Below are 20,557 nucleotides of genomic sequence, written 5' to 3'. Positions count from 1 at the left end.
GGAAAAATAATGTGGGGAAAACTTCACTTCTTACAGTGCTTGATAAATTTTTAAACGAAAAAAATAAATTTTCTTATGATGATTTTAATATAGATTTTAAGAATGAATTAGAAAGCTTAATAACATCGGCTGATGAACCTGAAAACTTTCAGTCAAAAGGTATTAAATTAAAAATATTTATTCAGTATAACGAGGACGATGACTTATCAAATGTTAGTAGAGTTTTGATGGATTTAGATCCAGAAAATAATAAAATAGTTCTAGGCTTTGAATACTTATTAGACTATGTTAATTGTTTAAAAATTAGAAAGGATTATGCTTCTTTCTCTTCTAATGAAAATAAAAAAGTTACTGAACGAAAGAAAAATAAAGCAAGAGATCTCAGTGAATATTTAAAGCAGGAATTGGATCATTATTTTCATATTCATAAATTTTCTTTTGAGTACAATATTGTTGATCAAAAAGTAAATTGTGAAAAATTTATAGATTTGGTGAAAGAAGGAATTAGTCTTAAAGATATCATTAACTTTAAGTATATTAGTGCAAGACGTGATGTGACCAATAAAGAGAAGGAAAGTACACTATCTAAACAAACAGCAAGCCTTTATAAAAAAGTAGAGGATAACACGGAAAAGAACAACGCAACTGACGGCTTCAAAGATCAACTTTCTGAAACAGATGAAGCATTAAGTAATATTTATAAAGATATTTTTGATGGAGTACTTAAAAAAGTACAAAAATTTGGTGGTATTAAAGGGCAAGATGCTAACATTTCTATTGTTTCAACATTGCAACATAGAGGGTTGCTTGATGGTAATACTACAGTGGTTTACAGCCACGATGATCATCACTTACCAGAGAATTATAATGGATTAGGTCATATGAACTTGATCAGTATGATTTTCGAAATTGAAATTCTTATACAAGGATTTAAAAAGGACAAAGATACAAAACCTGCCGATATTAATCTATTGTTTATCGAAGAACCTGAAGCTCATACCCATCCACAAATGCAATATATTTTTATTAAAAATATTAAAAAATTGCTTGATGAAGGTATTAAAAGAGATGATGGCATAAATAGATCATTACAATATTTGATTACGACACACTCATCTCACATTGTTGCTGACAGTGATTTTGGCGATATTAAATATTTAAAAGTGGAAGAAAAAAATAGTGTAGTGTCGAAGAATCTTTCAGATTTGATCGAAAAATATGCGGCTGATCCCAAAGAATATCAATTTTTAAAACAGTATTTAACAATAAGTCGGGCTGAAATTTTCTTTGCTGATAAAGCCGTCTTAATTGAAGGTGATACAGAAAGAATTTTAATACCAACGATTATGCGAAAAGTTGATTTAGAAGAAGCCAAACGTCTAGAAGTTGAAAATACAGGTGATAGGTTTTTACCTTTGCTATCTCAAAATATATCAATAATAGAAGTTGGGGCATATTCACAGATTTTTGAAAAGTTCATTAAATTTTTAGGGATAAAATCATTAATTTTAACTGACATTGATTCTGTTAAAGTAGAAGGTCAAGATAATAATGAGAAAGATAAACTTAAAGCTTGTCCAGTAAGTGAAGGCACACAAACTAGCAATTCAGCAATTAATCATTTTTTGGGGAAAGATATTACATGGGAGAGCTTAAAAGTATTAGATTGTACTGCTAGAACAATTTCTGAAGGGAAAATATATTTATGTTATCAACAACAAGAAGCTAACTATCATGCAAGGAGCTTTGAAGATGCATTTATTCATATAAATAAAGAATTTATATGTGAAAAAATAAAACAATTTCAAGGATTAAAAAATATAAAATACTTTACTGATGGAGTAAGTAATGCGTATGTAATCGCTGATAACTGTATAAAAAAGAAAACACATTTTGCATTAGATATTTTATATCACAGTAATGCTGATTTTAGTAATTGGCAGATACCTGCATATATTAAAGAGGGATTATTGTGGTTGAAAGCAGAAGAAATCTAGAACCTGAAGTACAACAGATTTTTCAGCTAATTGATCAAGGGAGAAATTTTCTTTTAAGTGGTGGTGCTGGAAGTGGTAAGACTTATTCATTGGTCAGTGTGATTAATCAGGTAATTACTGAGAATCCTACCGCTCAGATTGCTTGTATGACCTATACAAACGCTGCGGTTAAAGAAATTGAGGAAAGAGTTAATCATAAGAATTTAAATGTAACAACGATTCATGATTTTCTGTGGGACAATATCAAACATTTTCAGAAAGAGTTAAAACAAGCCATCATTTCATTGGCTAATGATGAAAATGTAAAAAAAATTTCTATAGAAGAAAAAAATCAAATTCATGATCATTTTTTTGAACATTTATGTGATGGAATACAATATAAAGAATTTGTGCGTATTCGTGAGGGTATCATCTCACATGATGAATTGCTGATTATTGCAAATTATCTATTTAGTAAGTATCCAAAGCTTTGCAGTATCGTCAAAGATAAATATAAATTTATCTTTATTGATGAATATCAAGATACTAGTGAGTATGTTATTGAAATTTTTCTTAATCATTTTAAGAAAAGTAATAAGAAAAATATTATTGGTTTTTTTGGTGATGCTATGCAATCCATCTATGATGATGGAATAGGGAATCTTGATAAGTATAAAGGAGACGGTGATGATACAGTTAATGAAGTCTTTAAAATACAGAATCGAAGAAGTCCTCTGCTTGTGATTGAGTTAGCAAATAAACTGCGTTCTGATTCTATTCAACAAGAACCTTCTACTGACCAAAATGCGCCAAATATGATGGATGGTGTAGTTAAGCAAGGAACAGTTTTATTTTTGCATTCAAATGTTGAGAATACAGAATTAGTTAAAGTTTTTTTAAAGGAAAATTATGATTGGGATTTTGATAAGAAAAATGAAGGAAATGATAGTGAGGATAAAATAAAAACAAAAGAGTTAAACCTTACTCATAACTTAATTGCTGAGAAAGCTGAGTTTAAAAATTTAATGGATATTTATGATAAAGATCATATATTAAGTTTTAGGGATAGGCTTAAAAAGTACATTAAAGATAATGATATCACAACAAATTTTTCTGAATGCACATTTGGTCAAGTAATAGATTATTTACAACATAGAAAAACTGGGCGTGAATTAAAAGCAGTTAGTCCAACTGATACTATGCAAGCTTTCATTAATAATCATCAAGCGTTATATGATGATGCGAAATCAATAATGTATTCTAAGCTTTCTAGAATCTATGTTGATAAAGACCAATTGATTGATGACAAAAAACAAAATGAAGATGATGAAAATAAAAAGGGTTCTAAGCGAGATAATTTAATTAAACATCTTTATAAAATCCAAGCTAATATTAGTTTGTATCAAAATAAAAAATACAATGAGTTTTTAAGAGCTACTGATTTTCGTATTAATATTAAATATATAAAGCATAAAAAAATGCTGAAAGAAAATATTGAAAATTTAGTTAATGTTGCTGATAAAACGATTGAAGAAGTTATAAATTTCGCAGATGAAAAAGGTATTTGTTTAAAAGATGATAAATTTAATTCTTTTAAAGAAAAAAATGAGTATTTATACAATCGTGTGAAAGCAGTCAAATTTAGTGAATTTCAAAAGCTATATAATTATTTAGAAGGGAATACACCATTTTCAACACAGCATAAAACAAAAGGCGCTGAGTTTGATAATGTTTTAGTGGTATTGGATAATGGGGGATGGAATAACTATAATTTTGAAAAAATGTTCTTAGGTACAGCTTCTGAAAGTGTAATGAATCGAACACAAAAAATATTTTATGTTTGTTGCACACGAGCAAAAGAAAATTTATCAGTCTTTTTTCACAATCCTGATGACCAAGTTATAGAAAAAGCTAAAGAATGGTTTGGAAATGATAATGTAATAAATTTAGATGTTCTTTAATTTCGATTATTTAAATTATTCTTAGTTAAAAACAAACCCAGCATAAGCTGGGTTTGTTTTCAATCAATGTACGATTGAAATTTTTTCTAAGAAATACTTAGTTCTTTCATGACGTTCTTCAGGTTTATTAAAGAAATCATCAGTTTTACAATCTTCTAAGATTTTTCCTTGATCCATAAAAATGACACGATCTGAGACTTTGCGTGCAAAGCCCATTTCATGGGTGACACACATCATGGTCATACCTTCTTTAGCAAGCTGACTCATTACCTCTAGAACTTCACCCACCATTTCAGGGTCAAGCGCAGAAGTAGGTTCATCAAATAGCATACAAACAGGATCCATACATAAGCCACGTGCAATGGCAACACGTTGCTGTTGTCCACCAGAAAGTTGACCGGGAAATTTATCTTTATGGGCAGCAAGTCCTACACGATCTAGATATTGTAAAGCTTTCTTTTTTGCTTCTTCTTTAGAACGTTTTAAGACTTTAATTTGCCCAATGGTTAAATTATCTAAAACAGTCATATGTGGAAAAAGCTCAAAATGTTGGAACACCATACCTACACGTGAGCGAAATTTAGCAAGATCTGTTTTTGAGTCTTTTAATGCTGTACCATCAACAATGATATTACCTTCCTGAAAAGGTTCTAAAGCATTAACAGTTTTAATTAATGTTGATTTTCCAGAACCAGAAGGACCGCAAACCACTACAACTTCACCTTTCTCAATCGAAGTTGTGCAATCAGTAAGAACTTGGAAATCTCCATACCATTTTGAGATATGTTGTATTTCTATCATCGGCATATTGATTCTCCCTTATCGTATGATTGCTATTTTTTGATGTAAACGCTTCACCAAACGTGAGAGCGCAAAAGAAATACAGAAATAAATCACTGCAACAAGTAAATAGAATGTTGCCTTTGTTTCAGAGCCGTAAGTGTTGGCTAATGTATTGGCATTCCCTACAAAATCTGGCGCACTAATTACATAAACTAATGAAACATCTTGGAAAAGTACGATAGATTGTGTCAGTAAAACAGGCAACATATTTCTAAAAGCTTGTGGCAATATGACGTTTGACATGGTTTGTCCATAGGTAAAACCTAAGGCATAACCAGCATTAACCTGACCTTTAGAAACTGATTGGATTCCTGAACGTACAATTTCTGAGAAAAATGCAGCTTCAAAAATAGCAAAAGTGACGACACTTGAGAAAAGTGGGCCGTAATAGGTGTCATACTGAAAATCAAAGTATTTTGGTAATAAAAAATAGAAAATGAAGATTACTTGGATGAGTGGAACACCACGAAAGAAATCAACATAAACTTTTGCAATATTACTTAAAACTTTATTATTTGATAGGCGCATCATGGCAAGCGGTGTGCCAATTAAAATCCCGCCAATAATTGAAAGCACGGTGACAGTAATGGTGAATTTAAAACCGTATAGTAAGGTGCTAATCACATCTTCATTTTGTAATACACTAAAATCCATGATTATTTACCTCCTGAGCCAAGGCCAGGAACAGCCATGCGTTTTTCAACCCATGCCATAAGGAACTTGATGCAATAGGTGATCACTAAATATACAGGTGTAGATAAAATCAAAATCACAATGTCTTGTGAGGTTTCTTCACGCATGGTTTTGGTATAAGCAAAGAAATTTAAAATACTGAGCGCATAAAGAACTGCGGAGTTTTTGAAAATATTCATTGCTTCTGACGTCAGTGTTGGCCAAACGATGCGATAAGCGACAGGTAAAATCACATAGCGATAGCTTTGGCTTTGATCTAGACCAAGGGCAAAAGCGGCATTTTTTTGACCACGTGAAACAGTGTTAATCCCTGAGCGGACTTGTTCAGCAATACGAGCAGCTGTATATAAACCTAATGCAAATACACCGATCACCGCAGGGTTATCATTGAGAATATTTTGCCACCAACCGCCACTCACCATTTCTCCACTTCCTGTGCTTAAACTTAAAGGAAGTAATTCTGGAAACACGAAAGCCCAGAAAAAAAGCTGAACAATTAAAGGAATATTACGGAATAGTTCAACATAACATGTGCCAATAAAAGACAAGGGTTTATTGGGTAATGTACGCATAATCCCAATCAGCGAACCTAGCAAAAAGGCGATGAAAAATGCTGCTACAGCAGTCCAAATCATCGTCCAGACACCTGAACCTAAAAGTTGTAACCATGTGGGTGCATCTGCAACAGGAGAATAACTTTCACCACCAATCGCTTTACAAACTGATTCAGCCCAAGCAGCTTTGTCTAAACTATATTCATTTGAGGGAAGGCAGTATGCCGTCCAATTAAGCGAGCCAACGGACATGTGTGCTCCTTGGATTTTTAATCTCTAAATAGATTCTCTAAATAAATATAGATCAAAATACAAAAAGCGTATTTTGATCTATAAGATGTTAATTTTTATAAAGTATTAGTTAATACCAGCGTCATTTGGTTTTGCCATAAGTGCTTTATATGAAGAACTCATCGGCATATTCATGTTGACATTTTTTGGTGGAATTGGAGACAAGAACCATTTTTTATACAGTGCTGCCATTTGACCATTTTTCCACATACCTGTAACGACACGGTCTGCAATGGCTTTATACGCTGCATCACCTTTTGGAATCATGATGCCGTAAGGTTCAGATGATAAGACAGGACCTACGATTTTAAAATCTTTAGGATTTGATGATTTTGCAATTAAACCTGCAAGAATATTGTCATCCATCACAAATGCTGCAGCACGACCTGAAGCAACCATCGCAAATGAATCAGAATGGTCTTTACCGTATACGTTATTTACGTTAACTTTTTGACCTTTTTCACCCATTTTGATGTATTTGTCAGAAGTTGTCCCTTGTGTTGTTACAACAGCTTTACCATTTAGATCAGCAATTGTCTTAATCGGTGAGTTAGCTTTTACTGCCATACGAACTTCGGTTGCATAGTAGTTGGTAGAAAAGCTGACTTGTTGTTGGCGTTGGATAGAGTTTGTGGTAGTACCGCATTCCATATCAATATTACCCGCTAACATTTCTGGAATACGTGTAGATGAAGTGACCGCTTTATATTCAACTTTTAAGTTTGGCATTTTGAGGGATTTTTTAAGCTCATTGGCAAAGTTGTTACAAATGTCAACTGCATAGCCTAAAGGTTTGCCACCCACAACATAAGAAATCGGATCTGAAGATTCACGATAACCAATAACTACTTTACCTGAGTTTTTGATTTTCGCTAGAGTATCTGCTGCTTGAACCTGAGAAAATGCACCTGATGCCAAAAATACACCGAGTGTTGTTGTTAAAACTTGAGTGGTTAATTTTTTCATTTGACGCTCTCCATACATATTTTATTGAGCAAATTCGCTGTCAACCTAAATGTTGAGAAGCACGAAATATGCCAATACTTCTTTAAAAATTATGATCCATCATATTTCTTTACATTACTATTTTTATACCACTACTTCAACAAGTAAAGAAGAAAAAAATAATAAATTGACAACAAAGAGTGTGATGTCTATCACGGATTAGAAAAGTATTTTATGGAAATAATTTGAAATAAAAAGATCGAAAGATATTTTTTTTAATTATAAAAAATGAACATGTATTTAGGAAAATGATAATGGTTTTAAAAGTAATTTTTTAGATTATTGTGTTATTAATCATTAAAAATATTATATTAATAAGGGTTTATTTTAGTAAATAAATAATAAACATTTTTTTAAACAAATTGATTTTTTATGACTAGGCTCAGCATTATCTGTATGTTATAAAGGATAAATAGGCATGAATTTTGCTTAATTTATAGAAAGTAGATTTAGAATGATTTAAATTGATGTAGGATATGATTTATGAAGTTATCGGTCGGATTAAAAGTTGCAAATACGTTGTCATTAACGCCACAATTGCAACAGGCTATTCGATTGTTACAACTTTCAAGCCTGGAGTTAGAACAAGAAATCCAAATCCAACTCGATAGTAATCCTCTACTTGAAAAAGTTGAGGAAGAATCTTCAACAGAAAGCCTGCAACAATTACAAGAACAAGAGTCAAAAGACTTAACTAAAGAGTTAAATGCTGATCATTTACCTGATGATTTGCCTGTAGATACAGATTGGGATGATGTCTATACCCATCAATCCACTGCAATAGAACGCCCAGAATATGAAGAACGTGAAGATAACCGTCAAGGGCACACTTCTTTAAAAGAGCATATGTTGGCACAGATTAATTTACTTCACTTTTCACCTGTAGATAAGTTAACAGCATATTGCATTGTAGATGCTTTAGATGAAAAAGGCTTTTTAGATGCTGAAATTTCAGAAATTGTACAATCAGTGACTCATCTTTTGGCACAAATGGAGTATGAGGTTGAACTTGAAGAAGATGAAGTCTTAGTTGTTCTTAAACATATTCAGCGTTTAGACCCAGTAGGGGTAGGTTCACGTCATTTGGCTGAATGTTTGTCATTGCAAGTTGAGGTTTTGCCAAATGGAACAGCGTATAGAAATGAAGCATTAGTATTATTAAAGCATTATGAGCTTTTGGTGAATAATGAGTTGCCAAAATTAGTTAAACAAACAGGTTTAAATGCAGAGCAGTTAAAGTCTGCGGTTGAATTATTGAAGACTCTAAAAGCTTATCCTGGTGCTGAATTTGCGGAAAAAGATGCTGATTATCAAATTCCAGATGTTGTGGTGTCTAAGAAAAATGATGCTTGGCATGTACAACTTAATCCTGATGTCATGCCAAAATTAAGAGTGAATAGTTTTTATGCCAATATGATTCGTAGGGCAGATCAAAGTGAGGATAATCAATATTTACGTAATCAGATGTTAGAAGCTAAGAATTTTATAAAAAGTGTGGATGAGCGTCAAAAAACCTTATTAAAAGTAGCAACTTGTATTGTGCAACATCAACGTGAGTTTTTAGAAATTGGTGCGGAAGGGATGAAGCCTTTAGTACTTCGAGATGTTGCAGAAGAGGTTGAACTTCATGAATCAACAGTATCACGTGTCACTACCAATAAATATTTACTGACACCTCGTGGTTTGTTTGAACTGAAATATTTCTTTTCAAGTCATGTGGGGACAACATCGGGTGGCGAAGCCTCTTCAACAGCGATTCGTGCCAAGATCAAAAAATTAATTACAGATGAAAACCCACGTAAGCCCTTGTCTGATAATACAATTGCCAATTTGTTGAAAGAGGATGGTATTGATGTCGCACGTAGAACGGTTGCCAAGTATCGAGAGTCTTTAAATATTCCGTCTTCTTCTGATCGAAAGGTCTTGATCTAACTTTAAAAATGCGGCTATTCTAGAGATTCATTATGACGAAATAATGAATCTCTTTTTTGTTTTGGAGTAGCTCAAATGATTGTATAAAGTAATGAAAGCAGAATATTCCTAAGTGAATTCTGTCATTCGATCATTTCGGCTATGACGTGTCACATCCTTGTATAAGGAGAGGGTTATAATTATGCAAATTACAATTCGTGGACATCACCTAAGTATCACCCCTGCAATAGAAGACGATATTCGTAATAAATTTGCTCAAATGACTAAGCATCTAGATCAAGTTAATAGTATGCAAGTTAAACTGAGTAAAGATCATCAATTAGATAAAAGATCAAAAAAAGGCAGTGCCAATCATATCGCTGAGGCAATAGTGCGTTTGCCAGGCGTTGAGTTGTTTGCCCAAGCAACTGCAGATGATATGTATACTTCAATTAAAAAATTAACTGAAAAATTAAAAAGACAATTACACCGACATCGTAAAATGCAGCTTGACTATCAGCCTGTAATCGTTTCAGTTTAAAAGTGAATTTTATTTTAAAAGAGGTATACTGAATACCTCTTTTTTTATTGATAAAAATTTGTAGTAGTTGCTGAATTATTTTTAATAGTTATAGTAAAATAGCCAGTTTTTACACTGTCAGTCCTATGAGAGGTCGATGCAATGAATAGTGAACAGCTCACTGAAATCTTAAAATCAGCTTTTCCTGATGCTGAAGTTGCTGTGAGTGGACAAGCAGGTAAATTTGACCTCCGTATCGTTGATGATCAGTTTGAAGGTAAACGCCCTGTTGCTCGTCAACAAACAGTATATGCTCCATTAAATTCATATATTGCGAGTGGTGAAGTACATGCTGTCACTATTCGCGCAATGACAAAAGAAGAATGGCGTAAAGCAAGCCTATTTGGAGCATAAGCGTTAATGGATAAATTTTTAATTCAAGGTGGTGTAAAACTACAAGGTGAAGTGCGTATTTCGGGTGCGAAAAATGCTGCACTTCCATTATTAGCAGCGACTATTCTTGCAGATACACCAATTACATTAACCAATGTTCCAAATTTAAAAGATGTGAATACATTGGTAAAATTGATTGCTGGCTTAGGTGTAAAAATCAGCTACGAAGGTGAAACCGTTGTTGCGGATACTTCGACATTAGACAATCAATTTGCACCGTATGAATTAGTGAAAACCATGCGTGCATCTATTTTGGTGCTTGGGCCATTGGTGGCGCGCTATGGTAGTGCAAAAGTGTCTTTGCCGGGTGGTTGTGCGATTGGTTCACGCCCTGTAGATCAGCATTTAAAAGCTTTGGAGGCTTTGGGTGCACAAATTGAAGTCGAAAATGGTTATGTGCATGCCAAAGTTGATGGTCGCTTAAAAGGTGGCGAAGTTGTCTTTGATATGGTCACAGTGGGTGGGACAGAAAATATCTTAACTGCTGCGGTTTTGGCAGAGGGTGTTACTACGATTCGTAATGCTGCACGTGAGCCCGAAATCACAGATCTTGCACAAATGCTGATTAAGATGGGTGCAAAAATTGAAGGTTTGGACACCGATACGCTGATCGTCACAGGTGTGGAAAGCTTGCATGGCTGTGAATATGCAGTTGTTGCTGATCGGATTGAAACAGGTTCATATTTAGCTGCTGCTGCTATCACTGGTGGTAAAGTTAAAACTACAAATACTGATCCAAACCTATTGGAAGCTGTTTTAGATAAATTTGAAGAAATGGGGGCAGAAGTCACCCGTGGTGATGATTGGATTGAGTTAGACATGATGGAGAAACGTCCGAAAGCCGTCAGCTTCCAGACTTTGCCACATCCAGAATTTCCAACAGATATGCAAGCACAGATCATGGCAGTCAATGCGATTGGTCGTGGTTTTGCCACAATTTCTGAAACGATTTTTGAAAATCGTTTTATGCATGTACCTGAATTGTCACGTATGGGGGCAAATATTCAGGTGGAAGGTAATGATGCTGTCGTGACAGGGGTAGAAAAATTGTCTGCTGCACCTGTGATGGCAACAGACTTACGTGCTTCATTCTCTCTTGTTTTAGCAGCTTTGGCAGCTGAAGGGGAAACATTAATTGACCGTATTTATCATATTGATCGTGGTTATGAAGATGTAGAAGCAAAATTACAAGGTATTGGCGCCCAAATTAAGCGAGTAAAGCGAGAAAGTTAATGAGTGATATGAGAAACGATGATCCTAACTTTGACGTAATGGGCAATTTTGATCATGGTTTAACTTTAGCATTAAGTAAGGGACGTATTTTAAAGGAAACTTTACCTCTGTTAGAAACAGCAGGTATCAACTTATTGGAAGATCCTGATAAATCTCGTAAGTTAATTTTTCCAACAACACATAAACACGTTCGTATTTTGATTTTACGTGCTTCTGATGTGCCAACCTATGTGGAAAATGGCGCTGCGGATATTGGGGTGGCGGGTAAAGATGTTTTAATGGAACATGGTGCACAAAACGTTTATGAACCGTTGGATTTGAAAATTGCCAACTGTAAATTAATGACAGCAGGTAAAGTCGGGATGGAACGTCCAAAAGGTCGTTTAAAAATTGCCACTAAATATGTCAATTTAACCCGTCAATATTACGCAAGTCTTGGTGAGCAAGTGGATGTCATTAAGCTTTATGGTTCAATGGAGCTTGCACCATTGGTTGGTTTAGGTGACTACATTGTCGATGTAGTAGACACTGGTAATACACTTCGTGCCAATGGTTTGGAGCCTTTGGAAGAAATTTGTAAAGTTTCTTCACGTTTAATTGTTAATAAAGCAAGTTTTAAACGTAAACAAAATTTGTTGAATCCTATTCTTGCGCAGCTTGAAAAAGCCGTTGAAGAACGTGAGCATGCAAAAAAAGCTTAATTTTTGAATATCCATAAACTGACCGTCCGAAAGGACGGTTTTTTATACATGAATATTTCCATTAGCCAAAACTTTTAATCAAAATGAGCATTCATTTCATAAAAAATTATGCTAAAAAGCATAAGACGATAAAATTTTAAATAAAAAGTGATCGTATGAAAACACCACAACAGCGTAAAGAACAATCTATAGAAATTTTAAAACAAAACAATATTCCCTATATTGATTGGTTACCCGTTATTGAGTCAGCCGAAGAGGTGCAGCTTCGAAGTGCTGAAAGTATTGCTAAACGTGCAATTGCATGTTTATGGATGATACAAGTAGCATGTGATATTGATAATGGACGATATGATCATGAGATTAAAGATTATGTGATCAATGTGCTGACAAAGATGCAAGCTTTAGATGCATTAACTGAAAAAGAAAAGGCAATTTTACATGAAGAAGTATCTCAGCAAGATGTCATCAATATGATTTGGAAATATGAAGCTTATTGGGTTTTATTATGGGCTTTAGGCATTGTTGATGAGCTAAATTATCCTGAAAATATTGTTGATTGTAATTTTGCAGTTCAAGCGGTAGTTTCAGTCAGTACGTTTGAAGAGTTTATGACGAAAGTAAAGCTTCGCGAGATTGAGGAAATTTTAGACCAAGCAGATTTAATTTATCGCTATGATTGGGCATGTGTGAATGCGCGATTAAAACAAGAGCAAGCACCTGCGCAACTAAACTCCTCTGTAGTGGTAGAAAGACATGGCGCATTAAATTGGTTAATTCATTCAGAAGATGATTGGGATTATCCTGATACTAATACATAATTTTAGATGAAATAAGGAAGGAATAGATATTTCCTATTTAATGAAAAGCATTTTCCTGTCACATTCCTTATTTTCATGATGAATCCTTACCCACAAATCACCTAAAACAAGGTAAACTAAATCTTTCTTAAACAACCTTGTGGGTAAATTGATGCGACGTTTATCGACTCAAGAGCCAAACTTTAAGCAAGTCTTTGCAGACCTGTTGGCTTTTGAAACAGTGAGTGATCCTGAGCTTTTAAAAACAGTAGACCAAATTATTGCAGATGTACGCCAACATGGTGATGCACATGTACTTAAACTCACTCAACAGTTCGATCGACATCCAGCGCATCAATTTTCAGATTTAGAACTGTCACAAGCAGAGCTTAAAGCGGCATTTGAAGGTTTAAGCACAGAAGTGCGTGAAGCACTTGAAATGGCTGCCAATCGTATACGTGAGTTTCACCAAGCCCAAAAGCAAGAGGGTTGGACTTATGTCGATGCTTTAGGAAATACATTAGGGCAGAAAGTTACACCGCTTGATCGAGTCGGGATTTATGTACCGGGTGGTTTGGCTTCTTATCCATCTTCAGTGTTAATGAATGCTGTTCCTGCGCATGTAGCAGGGGTGCAAGAAATTATCATGGTGGTACCTGCGCCGAATGGTGAGTTAAATCCATTGGTGCTTGCTGCTGCACATCTGGCAGGTGTACATCGTGTATTTACCATTGGTGGTGCGCAAGCTGTTGCAGCGCTGGCATATGGAACAGAAACTATCCCTCAGGTTGATAAAATTACAGGACCAGGAAACCGTTTTGTTGCAGCAGCGAAACGTGCAGTATTCGGTCAAGTCGGTATCGACATGATTGCTGGGCCTTCTGAAATTTTAGTTTATGCAGAAGGTGAAAATAATGCCAAATGGTTGGCAATGGATGTGTTATCGCAAGCTGAACATGACACTGTTGCACAAGCGATTTTCATTACACCTGATGTGCAACTTTTAAATGATGTTGAGCAAGCGATTGAAGAGCACTTAGCTGCATTACCAAAAGCTGAAATTGCACGAACTTCGATTGCAAATCGTGGTGCATTGGTATTGGTGAAAGATCGTCAAGAAGCGATTGACTTGATTAATCAAGTTGCACCAGAGCATTTAGAGCTTTGTTTAGACGAGGCACAACAAATGTCAGAAAGTATTCGTCATGCGGGTGCGATCTTTATGGGGCGCTATACGCCTGAAGCGATTGGTGACTATTGTGCAGGTCCAAACCATGTATTACCAACCTCAGGTACAGCACGATTCTCGTCACCACTTGGTGTTTATGATTTCCAAAAGCGCTCAAGTTTGATCATGTGTTCTGAGCAAGGTGTAAAACCGCTTGCAAAGACGGCAGACATTTTGGCACAACAAGAAAATTTGGATGCGCATGCGAGATCTGCAAGGTATCGTTATCAGTAATAAAAATAACCTCTCATTTTCAGTAATGAATATTCCTTTCCTTGGGGAGAGGTTAGGTGAGGGGAAATATTAATAGTTCATTTTGGGATGATTAACTTCTCCCAAACCCTCTCCTAAAAGGAGAGGGCTTACAACATTGTAAGTTGAGTGTATTAGAGAAAATCAAATGCCAAATATTAGCTCTGAACAAATGCGTTTTTGGAGTCCATCGGTACGTGAATTAGAACCTTATGTACCAGGTGAGCAACCTAAAATTCAAAATTTATTAAAGTTAAATACCAATGAAAACCCGTATCCACCCTCACCGAAAGTGGTTGCTGCGGTACAAGCGGTATTAGAAAACTCAGCAGATGTATTGCGTTTATATCCTGATCCAGATGCAACAGTCTTAAAGCAAGCCATTGCGAAACAACAAAATGTTCCTATTGAGCAAGTCTTTGTGGGTAATGGCTCAGATGAGGTTCTGGCACATATCTTTAAAGCCTTTTTTGTGCAAGATAAACCGATTTTATATCCTGATATTACTTACAGTTTTTATCCTGTTTATAGTCAATTTTTTGAAATCACAACGCAAACAAAAAATTTACCTTTGAATGAAGATTTTGAAATTGTAGTAGATGATTATAAGCAGCCTAATGGCGGTATTATCATTACCAATCCAAATGCACCAACCAGTATTGCTTTGGGTTTATCTGCGATAGAAGAAGTGTTGCAAGCTAACCCTGATTCTGTGGTGGTTATCGATGAAGCTTATGTAGATTTTGGTGCTGAATCAGCTGTGAAATTGGTTGAAAAGTATGAAAATCTAGTAGTGTGTCAAACGACCTCAAAATCACGTTCACTTGCAGGTTTGCGTGTTGGTTTTGCGATTGCTCAACCGCATTTAATTGCTGCACTGGAAGCGGTAAAAAATAGCTTTAACTCCTATCCAATGGATCGTTTTGCAATTGCTGCGGCGGTTGCATCTTTTGAAGATCAAGACTATTTTGAAGCACAATGTCAAAAAGTCATTGCTAATCGTGAAAAATTGGTTGCTCAACTTGCAGAATTAGGTTTTAAAGTATTGCCATCGAGTGCAAACTTTATTTTTGCGACATTACCAAATCAAGATGCAGCGGAATTAGCACAACAACTGCGTGCTCAAGGCATTATTGTACGTTATTTTAATAAACCTCGAATCAACCAATTCTTGCGCATCACCATTGGTACAGATGAGCAAAATCAACGTTTAGTCGACACACTTAAAAATGAAATTTTAAAATAATTCATATAATTAAGTGTGTGATTAAATAAATGTAAGAAGAAAAAGCGAATGTTAAAATTCGCTTTTTTCTTGTGTAGCTTGTTCTGGTTGATACCATGTATTAAGTAAATCAAGCAAGGCTGAAATTTTATCAAAACATTCTTGATATTCTGCATCACAGTCGGAAGCAATGGTGATCCCACCACCTGCCCATAATGAAACATCATCTTGATATTTTTGAATTGAACGAATCAAGATATTCCATGAACCTGTTCCGTCAAAATTAAAATATCCCAATGTCCCACAGTACGCACCTCGTGGCGCAATTTCTAATTCTTCAATGATTTGCATCGCACGAATTTTAGGAGCGCCTGTGATTGATCCACCGGGTAAAGCTGAAAGTAACATCTCAAAAGGATGAATATCATCTTTTAATGTCGCCGTTACTTCACTCACCATATGATGAACTTGATTAAAAGATTCAATATTGAATAGTTTAGGTGTTTTGACCGAACCTATTTCAGCATAAACACTTAAATCATTTCTTAAAAGATCAACGATCATTAAATTTTCTGCTTGATCTTTTTCTGAATGAATTAATTTTTGTTTTGATTGTTCATCTAAAATCGGATCATGATAACGTGGCATCGTTCCTTTAATTGGTTTAGTCATAATTTTTTTATGTGGCATAAATTCAATAAATAATTCTGGTGAACAACTGAGTAATTCAAAATCATTTATTTTTAAATAACCAGAATAAGGCGCATGGGTAAGCTGCCAAAAATCTTTTGCTGTATTTAAAAGTGAACCTTGAGCTTTGGCTTTAAATTCTTGTGTGAGATTAATTTGATAGCAGTCACCTGCCTTAATATAATTTTTAATTTTATTAAAAGCTTGATTATATTGTTTTTTTGACCATTTGGCCTGACACTCTTGTTTTAATTTAAACTTTTCATTGTGTATTTTGGGGGATGAAATTTTTGAATGGATAATTTCGAATAATTCTTCAGCATGATTCTCATAGCTATAATATGTCCATGTACCATCAGTATATTTTAAATAACTTAAATATTCACCTAAAAATAGATTGGGTTGTGTTTGTAATGTAGTATGAATATTTTTTTGAGCTGAAAAATTATAATCAATAAAACCGATATACCCACCCTGAAAACCATATGTACTAGATGAATCTATATTGTGATCAATTTTTATAAAATTATTTAAATTTTGATTGAACTTAATTTCGAGATATTCATTAACGTTTTGGCGTTGATAGAACTTCGCCACATTGGTTTGAAAAATGACATATTTTTTAGGTAAAAATGCGATAACAGGATGATGATTGTCTTCAAGAAATACACATCCAAACAGATCAGCTAATTTTAATAAAATATGCTCAGCACTTATATTGGAAATATTTAAGTTTTTCTTGAAAATAGAGTGATTTAGCATCATGAAAACTGAATAAGAACATGTCGTTAGTTTACTATAAAATTTGTATAGTGGTTCTTATAAAGTTTGTATGATAGTTCACAGAAATACCGCTTATCGGGAAGTATGGCTTTTTTCAAAACAACTATTGAACAAAAAATAACATAAGGTTAATTTAATAGTGCAAATCGGACTACTCAAGGAAGAAAGTTTCTGTTGTATAAAAAACAAAAACAACATGAAGCGACGGCGAGTGGTTAAAAATGAAAAAAAATGCTCTTGGGAGAGTACACATGAAATTATTTACTAAAGTTGCTTTAGTTTCTGCAGTTGCAATCAGTTCAAATGCAATGGCAATGCAAGCTATGGATGATGCTGCATTGAGCGCAACAACTGGTCAAGATGGTATTAGTATTGGTGTTAAACTTGGTTCTGGTGGCCTTTCAATTGGTAAAGTTTTAATTCATGATAATGACGGTTTAGCTGTTAATGCGACAACTGGCGGTACAGGTAAAGCTGGTGCAATTGTTTTAGGTAAAGATGCTGTTGCAGGTGTTGGTGGTGCTGCTGGTACTCCAGCTGTTGCAGGTATTAAACTTACTCAAACTGATGCAACTAAAGATTTGGCTACATTAGTTATCGATACAGATGCTGGTGATGCTACTAAAGGTGGTGCTTTCCTTAACGTTGCAGCAAACATTACAGGTATGAAAGCAGAAGTTGGTCCAATCAGTGTGGCTGCCTCTGGTACTAAATCAGGTATCACTCGTGGTACAACGGGTACAGCAAATGAAATTTTATCTGGTTTAACTTTAACGTTGGGTGATATTTCAGCAAACGTTCAGTTAGGTGCTACTCCACAAGGTGCAATGATTAACTTAGATACTACAATTACTGGTGGTTTAGTGATTGATAAACTTGGTATTAAAGATGCAGCTGGTGGTGGTCAAATTTTTCTTGACAAAATCGAAGTTGCAACTACAGGTACAAATAATTTAGCTATTAATGCTGGTGTTAGTGTTAAGAGTACTGGTATTGAAATTAAGCCTAATGCAATGAATATTGGTGCTTACATCACTGGTGTTCATTTAGGAACTCAAACTGGTGCGTCTATTGGTGATGTGGAAATTGCAGGCCTTAACTTGAGCAATTCTACAATTCGTATTTCTGGTCACTAATCAGATCGGAAGTAAAAAACGCGTGATTCTTCACGCGTTTTTTTTTACTTAAATGATCAAATCAAACAAAAGTAAAAAAAAGCTGTCTTTTTTTGAAAAAACAGGTATCTTAAAGGCACACGGAAGTAGAGTGTTCACTCTAAAAATAAAATTAACACTTCGGGTAATTTATTACCGATACTTGAATAGTTTAAAAATATGTTAGAGATTACTTTAGGTTCGGCATTAATTTACTATTTTGCCAGCCATGCATTAGACATTAAAGAAAAGCCTACCGATGCAGTGTATTATACTGAGCTTGCAGACCCTCGTAATGCATCTTTTTCACGTAATCACCGTGAAATGGTTCAAGTAAAACCTGCACTAGAAAATCAATTCAGAGGCATCGTTCGTCAAGCCTACGACTATAGTTGTGGCTCTGCAGCGTTAACTACTTTGTTAAATGGTTATATTGGAACGAATTTGACCGAACAACAAACCATGGAAGGCTTATTACGCTATGGTGAATACAATCGCATCATTGAACGGCGTAGTTTCTCATTATTAGATATGAAGCGCTTCGTGACCGCCATCGGTTTTGAAAGTGGTGGGTATAAAGGTGAATTTTCCGATTTAGTAAAACAACAGCAACCTGCAATTGTACCTATTTCATATGCTGGGTTTAAACACTTTGTTGTATTTAAAGCATATAAAGATGGGCGTGTTTACGTGGCCGATCCAGCTTTGGGAAATATTAGTTTTGATCAAGAGCGCTTTAAAGAGATTTGGGAAAATAATACCTTATTCTTAATTAATGTTCCTAAAGATCAGCAAAAAGATTTATTGGCATTACAAGAAGCAGATTTAAGACATGTTGAAGATGCAACTATTAATAGGTATGCATTGGTTGATACGCAGTATTCATATGATTATATTAATAAAATAGCAGATAGAGCATCAACAATGCGTCGTGTAATTGACCAAGGTGATAACTCCGATACTAAAGGTCAGCCAATTACAACATTCATGCGACTGTACTATAAACGTAAGTAAAAGCAGATTAGAACAAATTAAAGAATCAAACTTTTAGGTAGGAATAAAATGAATAATCATTGGATGAGACGAACTTTACTCGCTGTAAGTATCCAACTTGTGATTGGTGGTGCATATGCAGCAGAAAGTTCTGAACCTGTAGTTGATACAGTTGAATCAGTTCAAGAACAGGTTAATAACGAGCCTGAAACTCAAGCTGCGGCGTATTCAGATACAAATGTCGCTGAGCAGTCTACAGTTAGTAATACATCTTCAACTCAAACTGTAGAGATTGATAAGGATGCTACGCCTTCTTTGGTTCCCTCTGCAGGTTCTCAAGCTGCAGATGCATTACAACAAAAAGAAGGGGATGCGACTCAGGAAACCAATTTACAAGAAGTATTTACATCCAATGAACGTCAATATTCTTTAATCAAAAAAGGTGATATTTCAGCATTTTATGATTTAGATTATTCTTATTATCGGGATCAGCAATTTAATGCTGCAATGAATGATGGGGATTTATATCAACTGCGTGTTGACGAAGATGCAAGTCATACAATTACCAACACTTTCACTGCGCAATATGGTGTATTAGATAACTTGACTTTTAGTGCTTCTATTCCATTTATTGCAAAATCAGACAGCTTAAAAGATACCACCGCTGCAGGTCTAGGTGATATTAACTTTGGGGCACGTTGGGAGCCATTTCCTTTAAAAGCTGGGCGTTTACCACTTATTTTGTTTGGTAATGTTTCAACCAAGACGGGCGATAGTCCATACGAAATAAATCCTGTGACTGAGCTATCAACTGGTAAAGGCTATTATTCTGTAGGTGTTGGAGCGAGTACACGTAAATATATTGACCCTGTCGTATTATTTGCCTCAATTTCAGGAAACTATGGTTTTAAAGAAACAGGATTAAATCAAGTGCGTGGTGGTGGGGATGCAGGCCCTCGTATTTTAGATGAGTTTGAGCCTGGTATTACAGGCGGTTTCTCATTTGGTTTTGCTTATTCCTTTAACTATGATGTTTCAATGACCATGTCATATCAGCAAACATTTAATACCAATACCTCATTTACATATACCAATGGCGAATCCTTTAAAGCCGCAGATCAATCAAGTGGTATGTTTTCGATTGCACTAGGGGTACGTGTATCTCCTGAAACAATTGTAAATGGAACGCTAGGCATTGGTTTAACAGAAGATTCTCCTGATATTTCTTTAGGTTTATCTTTCCCTCTAGATATTTTAGGTTTCGGTAAGAAAAAAGCGAGCTAATGGAGAGGTG

Annotated in this window: 18 protein-coding genes; 13 read left to right on the top strand and 5 right to left on the bottom strand. The window is 34.9% G+C overall.

What is annotated here, in order from left to right:
• A partial coding sequence (locus tag HUS24_RS15415; RefSeq protein WP_254433878.1) for an ATP-dependent endonuclease occupies positions 1-1,997 on the top strand: 1,997 nt, incomplete at its 5' end.
• Positions 1,973-3,937, top strand: a complete 1,965-nt coding sequence (locus HUS24_RS15410) for a UvrD-helicase domain-containing protein (protein WP_173912834.1) — start codon at positions 1,973-1,975, stop codon at positions 3,935-3,937. The genes HUS24_RS15415 and HUS24_RS15410, both read left to right, overlap by 25 nt.
• A gap of 63 nt (positions 3,938-4,000) precedes the next feature.
• On the opposite strand, the gene HUS24_RS15405 is transcribed toward HUS24_RS15410, so the two are convergent.
• From HUS24_RS15405 to HUS24_RS15390, 4 genes are all read right to left on the bottom strand, one after another.
• Positions 4,001-4,744, bottom strand: a complete 744-nt coding sequence (locus HUS24_RS15405) for an amino acid ABC transporter ATP-binding protein (RefSeq protein WP_173912833.1) — start codon at positions 4,742-4,744, stop codon at positions 4,001-4,003.
• 12 nt (positions 4,745-4,756) lie between these two features.
• Positions 4,757-5,434: an amino acid ABC transporter permease gene (locus HUS24_RS15400; RefSeq protein WP_173912832.1), complete on the bottom strand. Its 678-nt coding sequence runs from the start codon at positions 5,432-5,434 to the stop codon at positions 4,757-4,759.
• A gap of 2 nt (positions 5,435-5,436) precedes the next feature.
• Complete coding sequence (locus tag HUS24_RS15395; protein ID WP_173912831.1) at positions 5,437-6,279, bottom strand: amino acid ABC transporter permease; 843 nt, start codon at positions 6,277-6,279, stop codon at positions 5,437-5,439.
• A 105-nt stretch (positions 6,280-6,384) separates the two neighbouring features.
• Complete coding sequence (locus HUS24_RS15390) at positions 6,385-7,284, bottom strand: amino acid ABC transporter substrate-binding protein (protein ID WP_173912830.1); 900 nt, start codon at positions 7,282-7,284, stop codon at positions 6,385-6,387.
• Between the two features lie 522 nt (positions 7,285-7,806).
• Between HUS24_RS15390 and HUS24_RS15385 the strand changes: the two genes are divergently transcribed.
• The 8 genes from HUS24_RS15385 (at position 7,807) to hisC (ending at position 15,664) form a co-directional block, all read left to right on the top strand.
• Positions 7,807-9,255, top strand: coding sequence for an RNA polymerase factor sigma-54 (locus tag HUS24_RS15385; protein ID WP_173912829.1), 1,449 nt, complete (start codon positions 7,807-7,809; stop codon positions 9,253-9,255).
• A gap of 181 nt (positions 9,256-9,436) precedes the next feature.
• Entirely contained in the window at positions 9,437-9,775 is a 339-nt protein-coding gene (gene raiA, locus HUS24_RS15380) for a ribosome-associated translation inhibitor RaiA (protein WP_173912828.1), read from the top strand.
• 141 nt (positions 9,776-9,916) lie between these two features.
• Positions 9,917-10,168 (top strand): BolA family iron metabolism protein IbaG, encoded by a 252-nt coding sequence (gene ibaG, locus HUS24_RS15375; protein ID WP_065995429.1) that lies wholly within the window; start codon positions 9,917-9,919, stop codon positions 10,166-10,168.
• Positions 10,169-10,174: 6 nt separating this feature from the next.
• The gene (gene murA / locus HUS24_RS15370) at positions 10,175-11,440 is read left to right on the top strand and encodes a UDP-N-acetylglucosamine 1-carboxyvinyltransferase (protein ID WP_173912827.1); all 1,266 of its coding nucleotides are present in this window, start codon (positions 10,175-10,177) and stop codon (positions 11,438-11,440) included.
• Positions 11,440-12,141, top strand: coding sequence for an ATP phosphoribosyltransferase (hisG, locus tag HUS24_RS15365; protein WP_173912826.1), 702 nt, complete (start codon positions 11,440-11,442; stop codon positions 12,139-12,141). The genes murA and hisG overlap by 1 nt, the downstream gene beginning before the upstream one ends.
• Before the next feature lie 155 nt (positions 12,142-12,296).
• A complete protein-coding gene (locus HUS24_RS15360) occupies positions 12,297-12,959 on the top strand; it encodes a DUF4272 domain-containing protein (RefSeq protein ID WP_173912825.1) in 663 nt (220 codons plus the stop codon).
• A gap of 139 nt (positions 12,960-13,098) precedes the next feature.
• Entirely contained in the window at positions 13,099-14,400 is a 1,302-nt protein-coding gene (gene hisD, locus HUS24_RS15355) for a histidinol dehydrogenase (protein WP_173912824.1), read from the top strand.
• Between the two features lie 166 nt (positions 14,401-14,566).
• Positions 14,567-15,664 (top strand): histidinol-phosphate transaminase, encoded by a 1,098-nt coding sequence (hisC, locus tag HUS24_RS15350; protein ID WP_173912823.1) that lies wholly within the window; start codon positions 14,567-14,569, stop codon positions 15,662-15,664.
• A 51-nt stretch (positions 15,665-15,715) separates the two neighbouring features.
• Here the strand turns inward: hisC and HUS24_RS15345 are convergent, their stop codons facing one another.
• On the bottom strand, positions 15,716-17,098 hold the full coding sequence (locus HUS24_RS15345) for an anthranilate synthase component I family protein (RefSeq protein WP_173912822.1): 1,383 nt from the start codon (positions 17,096-17,098) through the stop codon (positions 15,716-15,718).
• A gap of 269 nt (positions 17,099-17,367) precedes the next feature.
• On the opposite strand from HUS24_RS15345, the gene HUS24_RS15340 reads away from it, so the two are divergent.
• The 3 genes from HUS24_RS15340 (at position 17,368) to HUS24_RS15330 (ending at position 20,547) form a co-directional block, all read left to right on the top strand.
• The gene (locus HUS24_RS15340; RefSeq protein WP_173912821.1) at positions 17,368-18,252 is read left to right on the top strand and encodes a DUF6160 family protein; all 885 of its coding nucleotides are present in this window, start codon (positions 17,368-17,370) and stop codon (positions 18,250-18,252) included.
• Between the two features lie 198 nt (positions 18,253-18,450).
• Complete coding sequence (locus HUS24_RS15335) at positions 18,451-19,284, top strand: C39 family peptidase (protein ID WP_173912820.1); 834 nt, start codon at positions 18,451-18,453, stop codon at positions 19,282-19,284.
• Between the two features lie 48 nt (positions 19,285-19,332).
• The gene (locus HUS24_RS15330) at positions 19,333-20,547 is read left to right on the top strand and encodes a hypothetical protein (RefSeq protein WP_173912819.1); all 1,215 of its coding nucleotides are present in this window, start codon (positions 19,333-19,335) and stop codon (positions 20,545-20,547) included.
• Positions 20,548-20,557 lie beyond the last annotated feature (10 nt).

It is taken from the genome of Acinetobacter sp. Marseille-Q1618 (assembly GCF_902809855.1).
Taxonomy (GTDB): Bacteria; Pseudomonadota; Gammaproteobacteria; order Pseudomonadales; family Moraxellaceae; genus Acinetobacter.
Note: the sequence above shows the minus strand (reverse complement) of the source record. Positions and strands in the feature narration are given on the sequence as shown.

Bases quoted from the DNA above. Each gene is read 5' to 3' on its own strand.
- HUS24_RS15395 (WP_173912831.1), bottom strand. From the start codon at position 6,279: ATGTCCGTTGGCTCGCTTAATTGGACGGCATACTGCCTTCCCTCAAAT.
- hisC (WP_173912823.1), top strand. From the start codon at position 14,567: ATGCCAAATATTAGCTCTGAACAAATGCGTTTTTGGAGTCCATCGGTA.
- HUS24_RS15360 (WP_173912825.1), top strand. From the start codon at position 12,297: ATGAAAACACCACAACAGCGTAAAGAACAATCTATAGAAATTTTAAAA.
- ibaG (WP_065995429.1), top strand. From the start codon at position 9,917: ATGAATAGTGAACAGCTCACTGAAATCTTAAAATCAGCTTTTCCTGAT.
- HUS24_RS15385 (WP_173912829.1), top strand. From the start codon at position 7,807: ATGAAGTTATCGGTCGGATTAAAAGTTGCAAATACGTTGTCATTAACG.
- HUS24_RS15400 (WP_173912832.1), bottom strand. From the start codon at position 5,434: ATGGATTTTAGTGTATTACAAAATGAAGATGTGATTAGCACCTTACTA.
- HUS24_RS15390 (WP_173912830.1), bottom strand. From the start codon at position 7,284: ATGAAAAAATTAACCACTCAAGTTTTAACAACAACACTCGGTGTATTT.
- raiA (WP_173912828.1), top strand. From the start codon at position 9,437: ATGCAAATTACAATTCGTGGACATCACCTAAGTATCACCCCTGCAATA.
- HUS24_RS15335 (WP_173912820.1), top strand. From the start codon at position 18,451: ATGTTAGAGATTACTTTAGGTTCGGCATTAATTTACTATTTTGCCAGC.
- HUS24_RS15340 (WP_173912821.1), top strand. From the start codon at position 17,368: ATGAAATTATTTACTAAAGTTGCTTTAGTTTCTGCAGTTGCAATCAGT.
- HUS24_RS15345 (WP_173912822.1), bottom strand. From the start codon at position 17,098: ATGATGCTAAATCACTCTATTTTCAAGAAAAACTTAAATATTTCCAAT.
- HUS24_RS15330 (WP_173912819.1), top strand. From the start codon at position 19,333: ATGAATAATCATTGGATGAGACGAACTTTACTCGCTGTAAGTATCCAA.
- HUS24_RS15405 (WP_173912833.1), bottom strand. From the start codon at position 4,744: ATGCCGATGATAGAAATACAACATATCTCAAAATGGTATGGAGATTTC.
- hisG (WP_173912826.1), top strand. From the start codon at position 11,440: ATGAGTGATATGAGAAACGATGATCCTAACTTTGACGTAATGGGCAAT.
- murA (WP_173912827.1), top strand. From the start codon at position 10,175: ATGGATAAATTTTTAATTCAAGGTGGTGTAAAACTACAAGGTGAAGTG.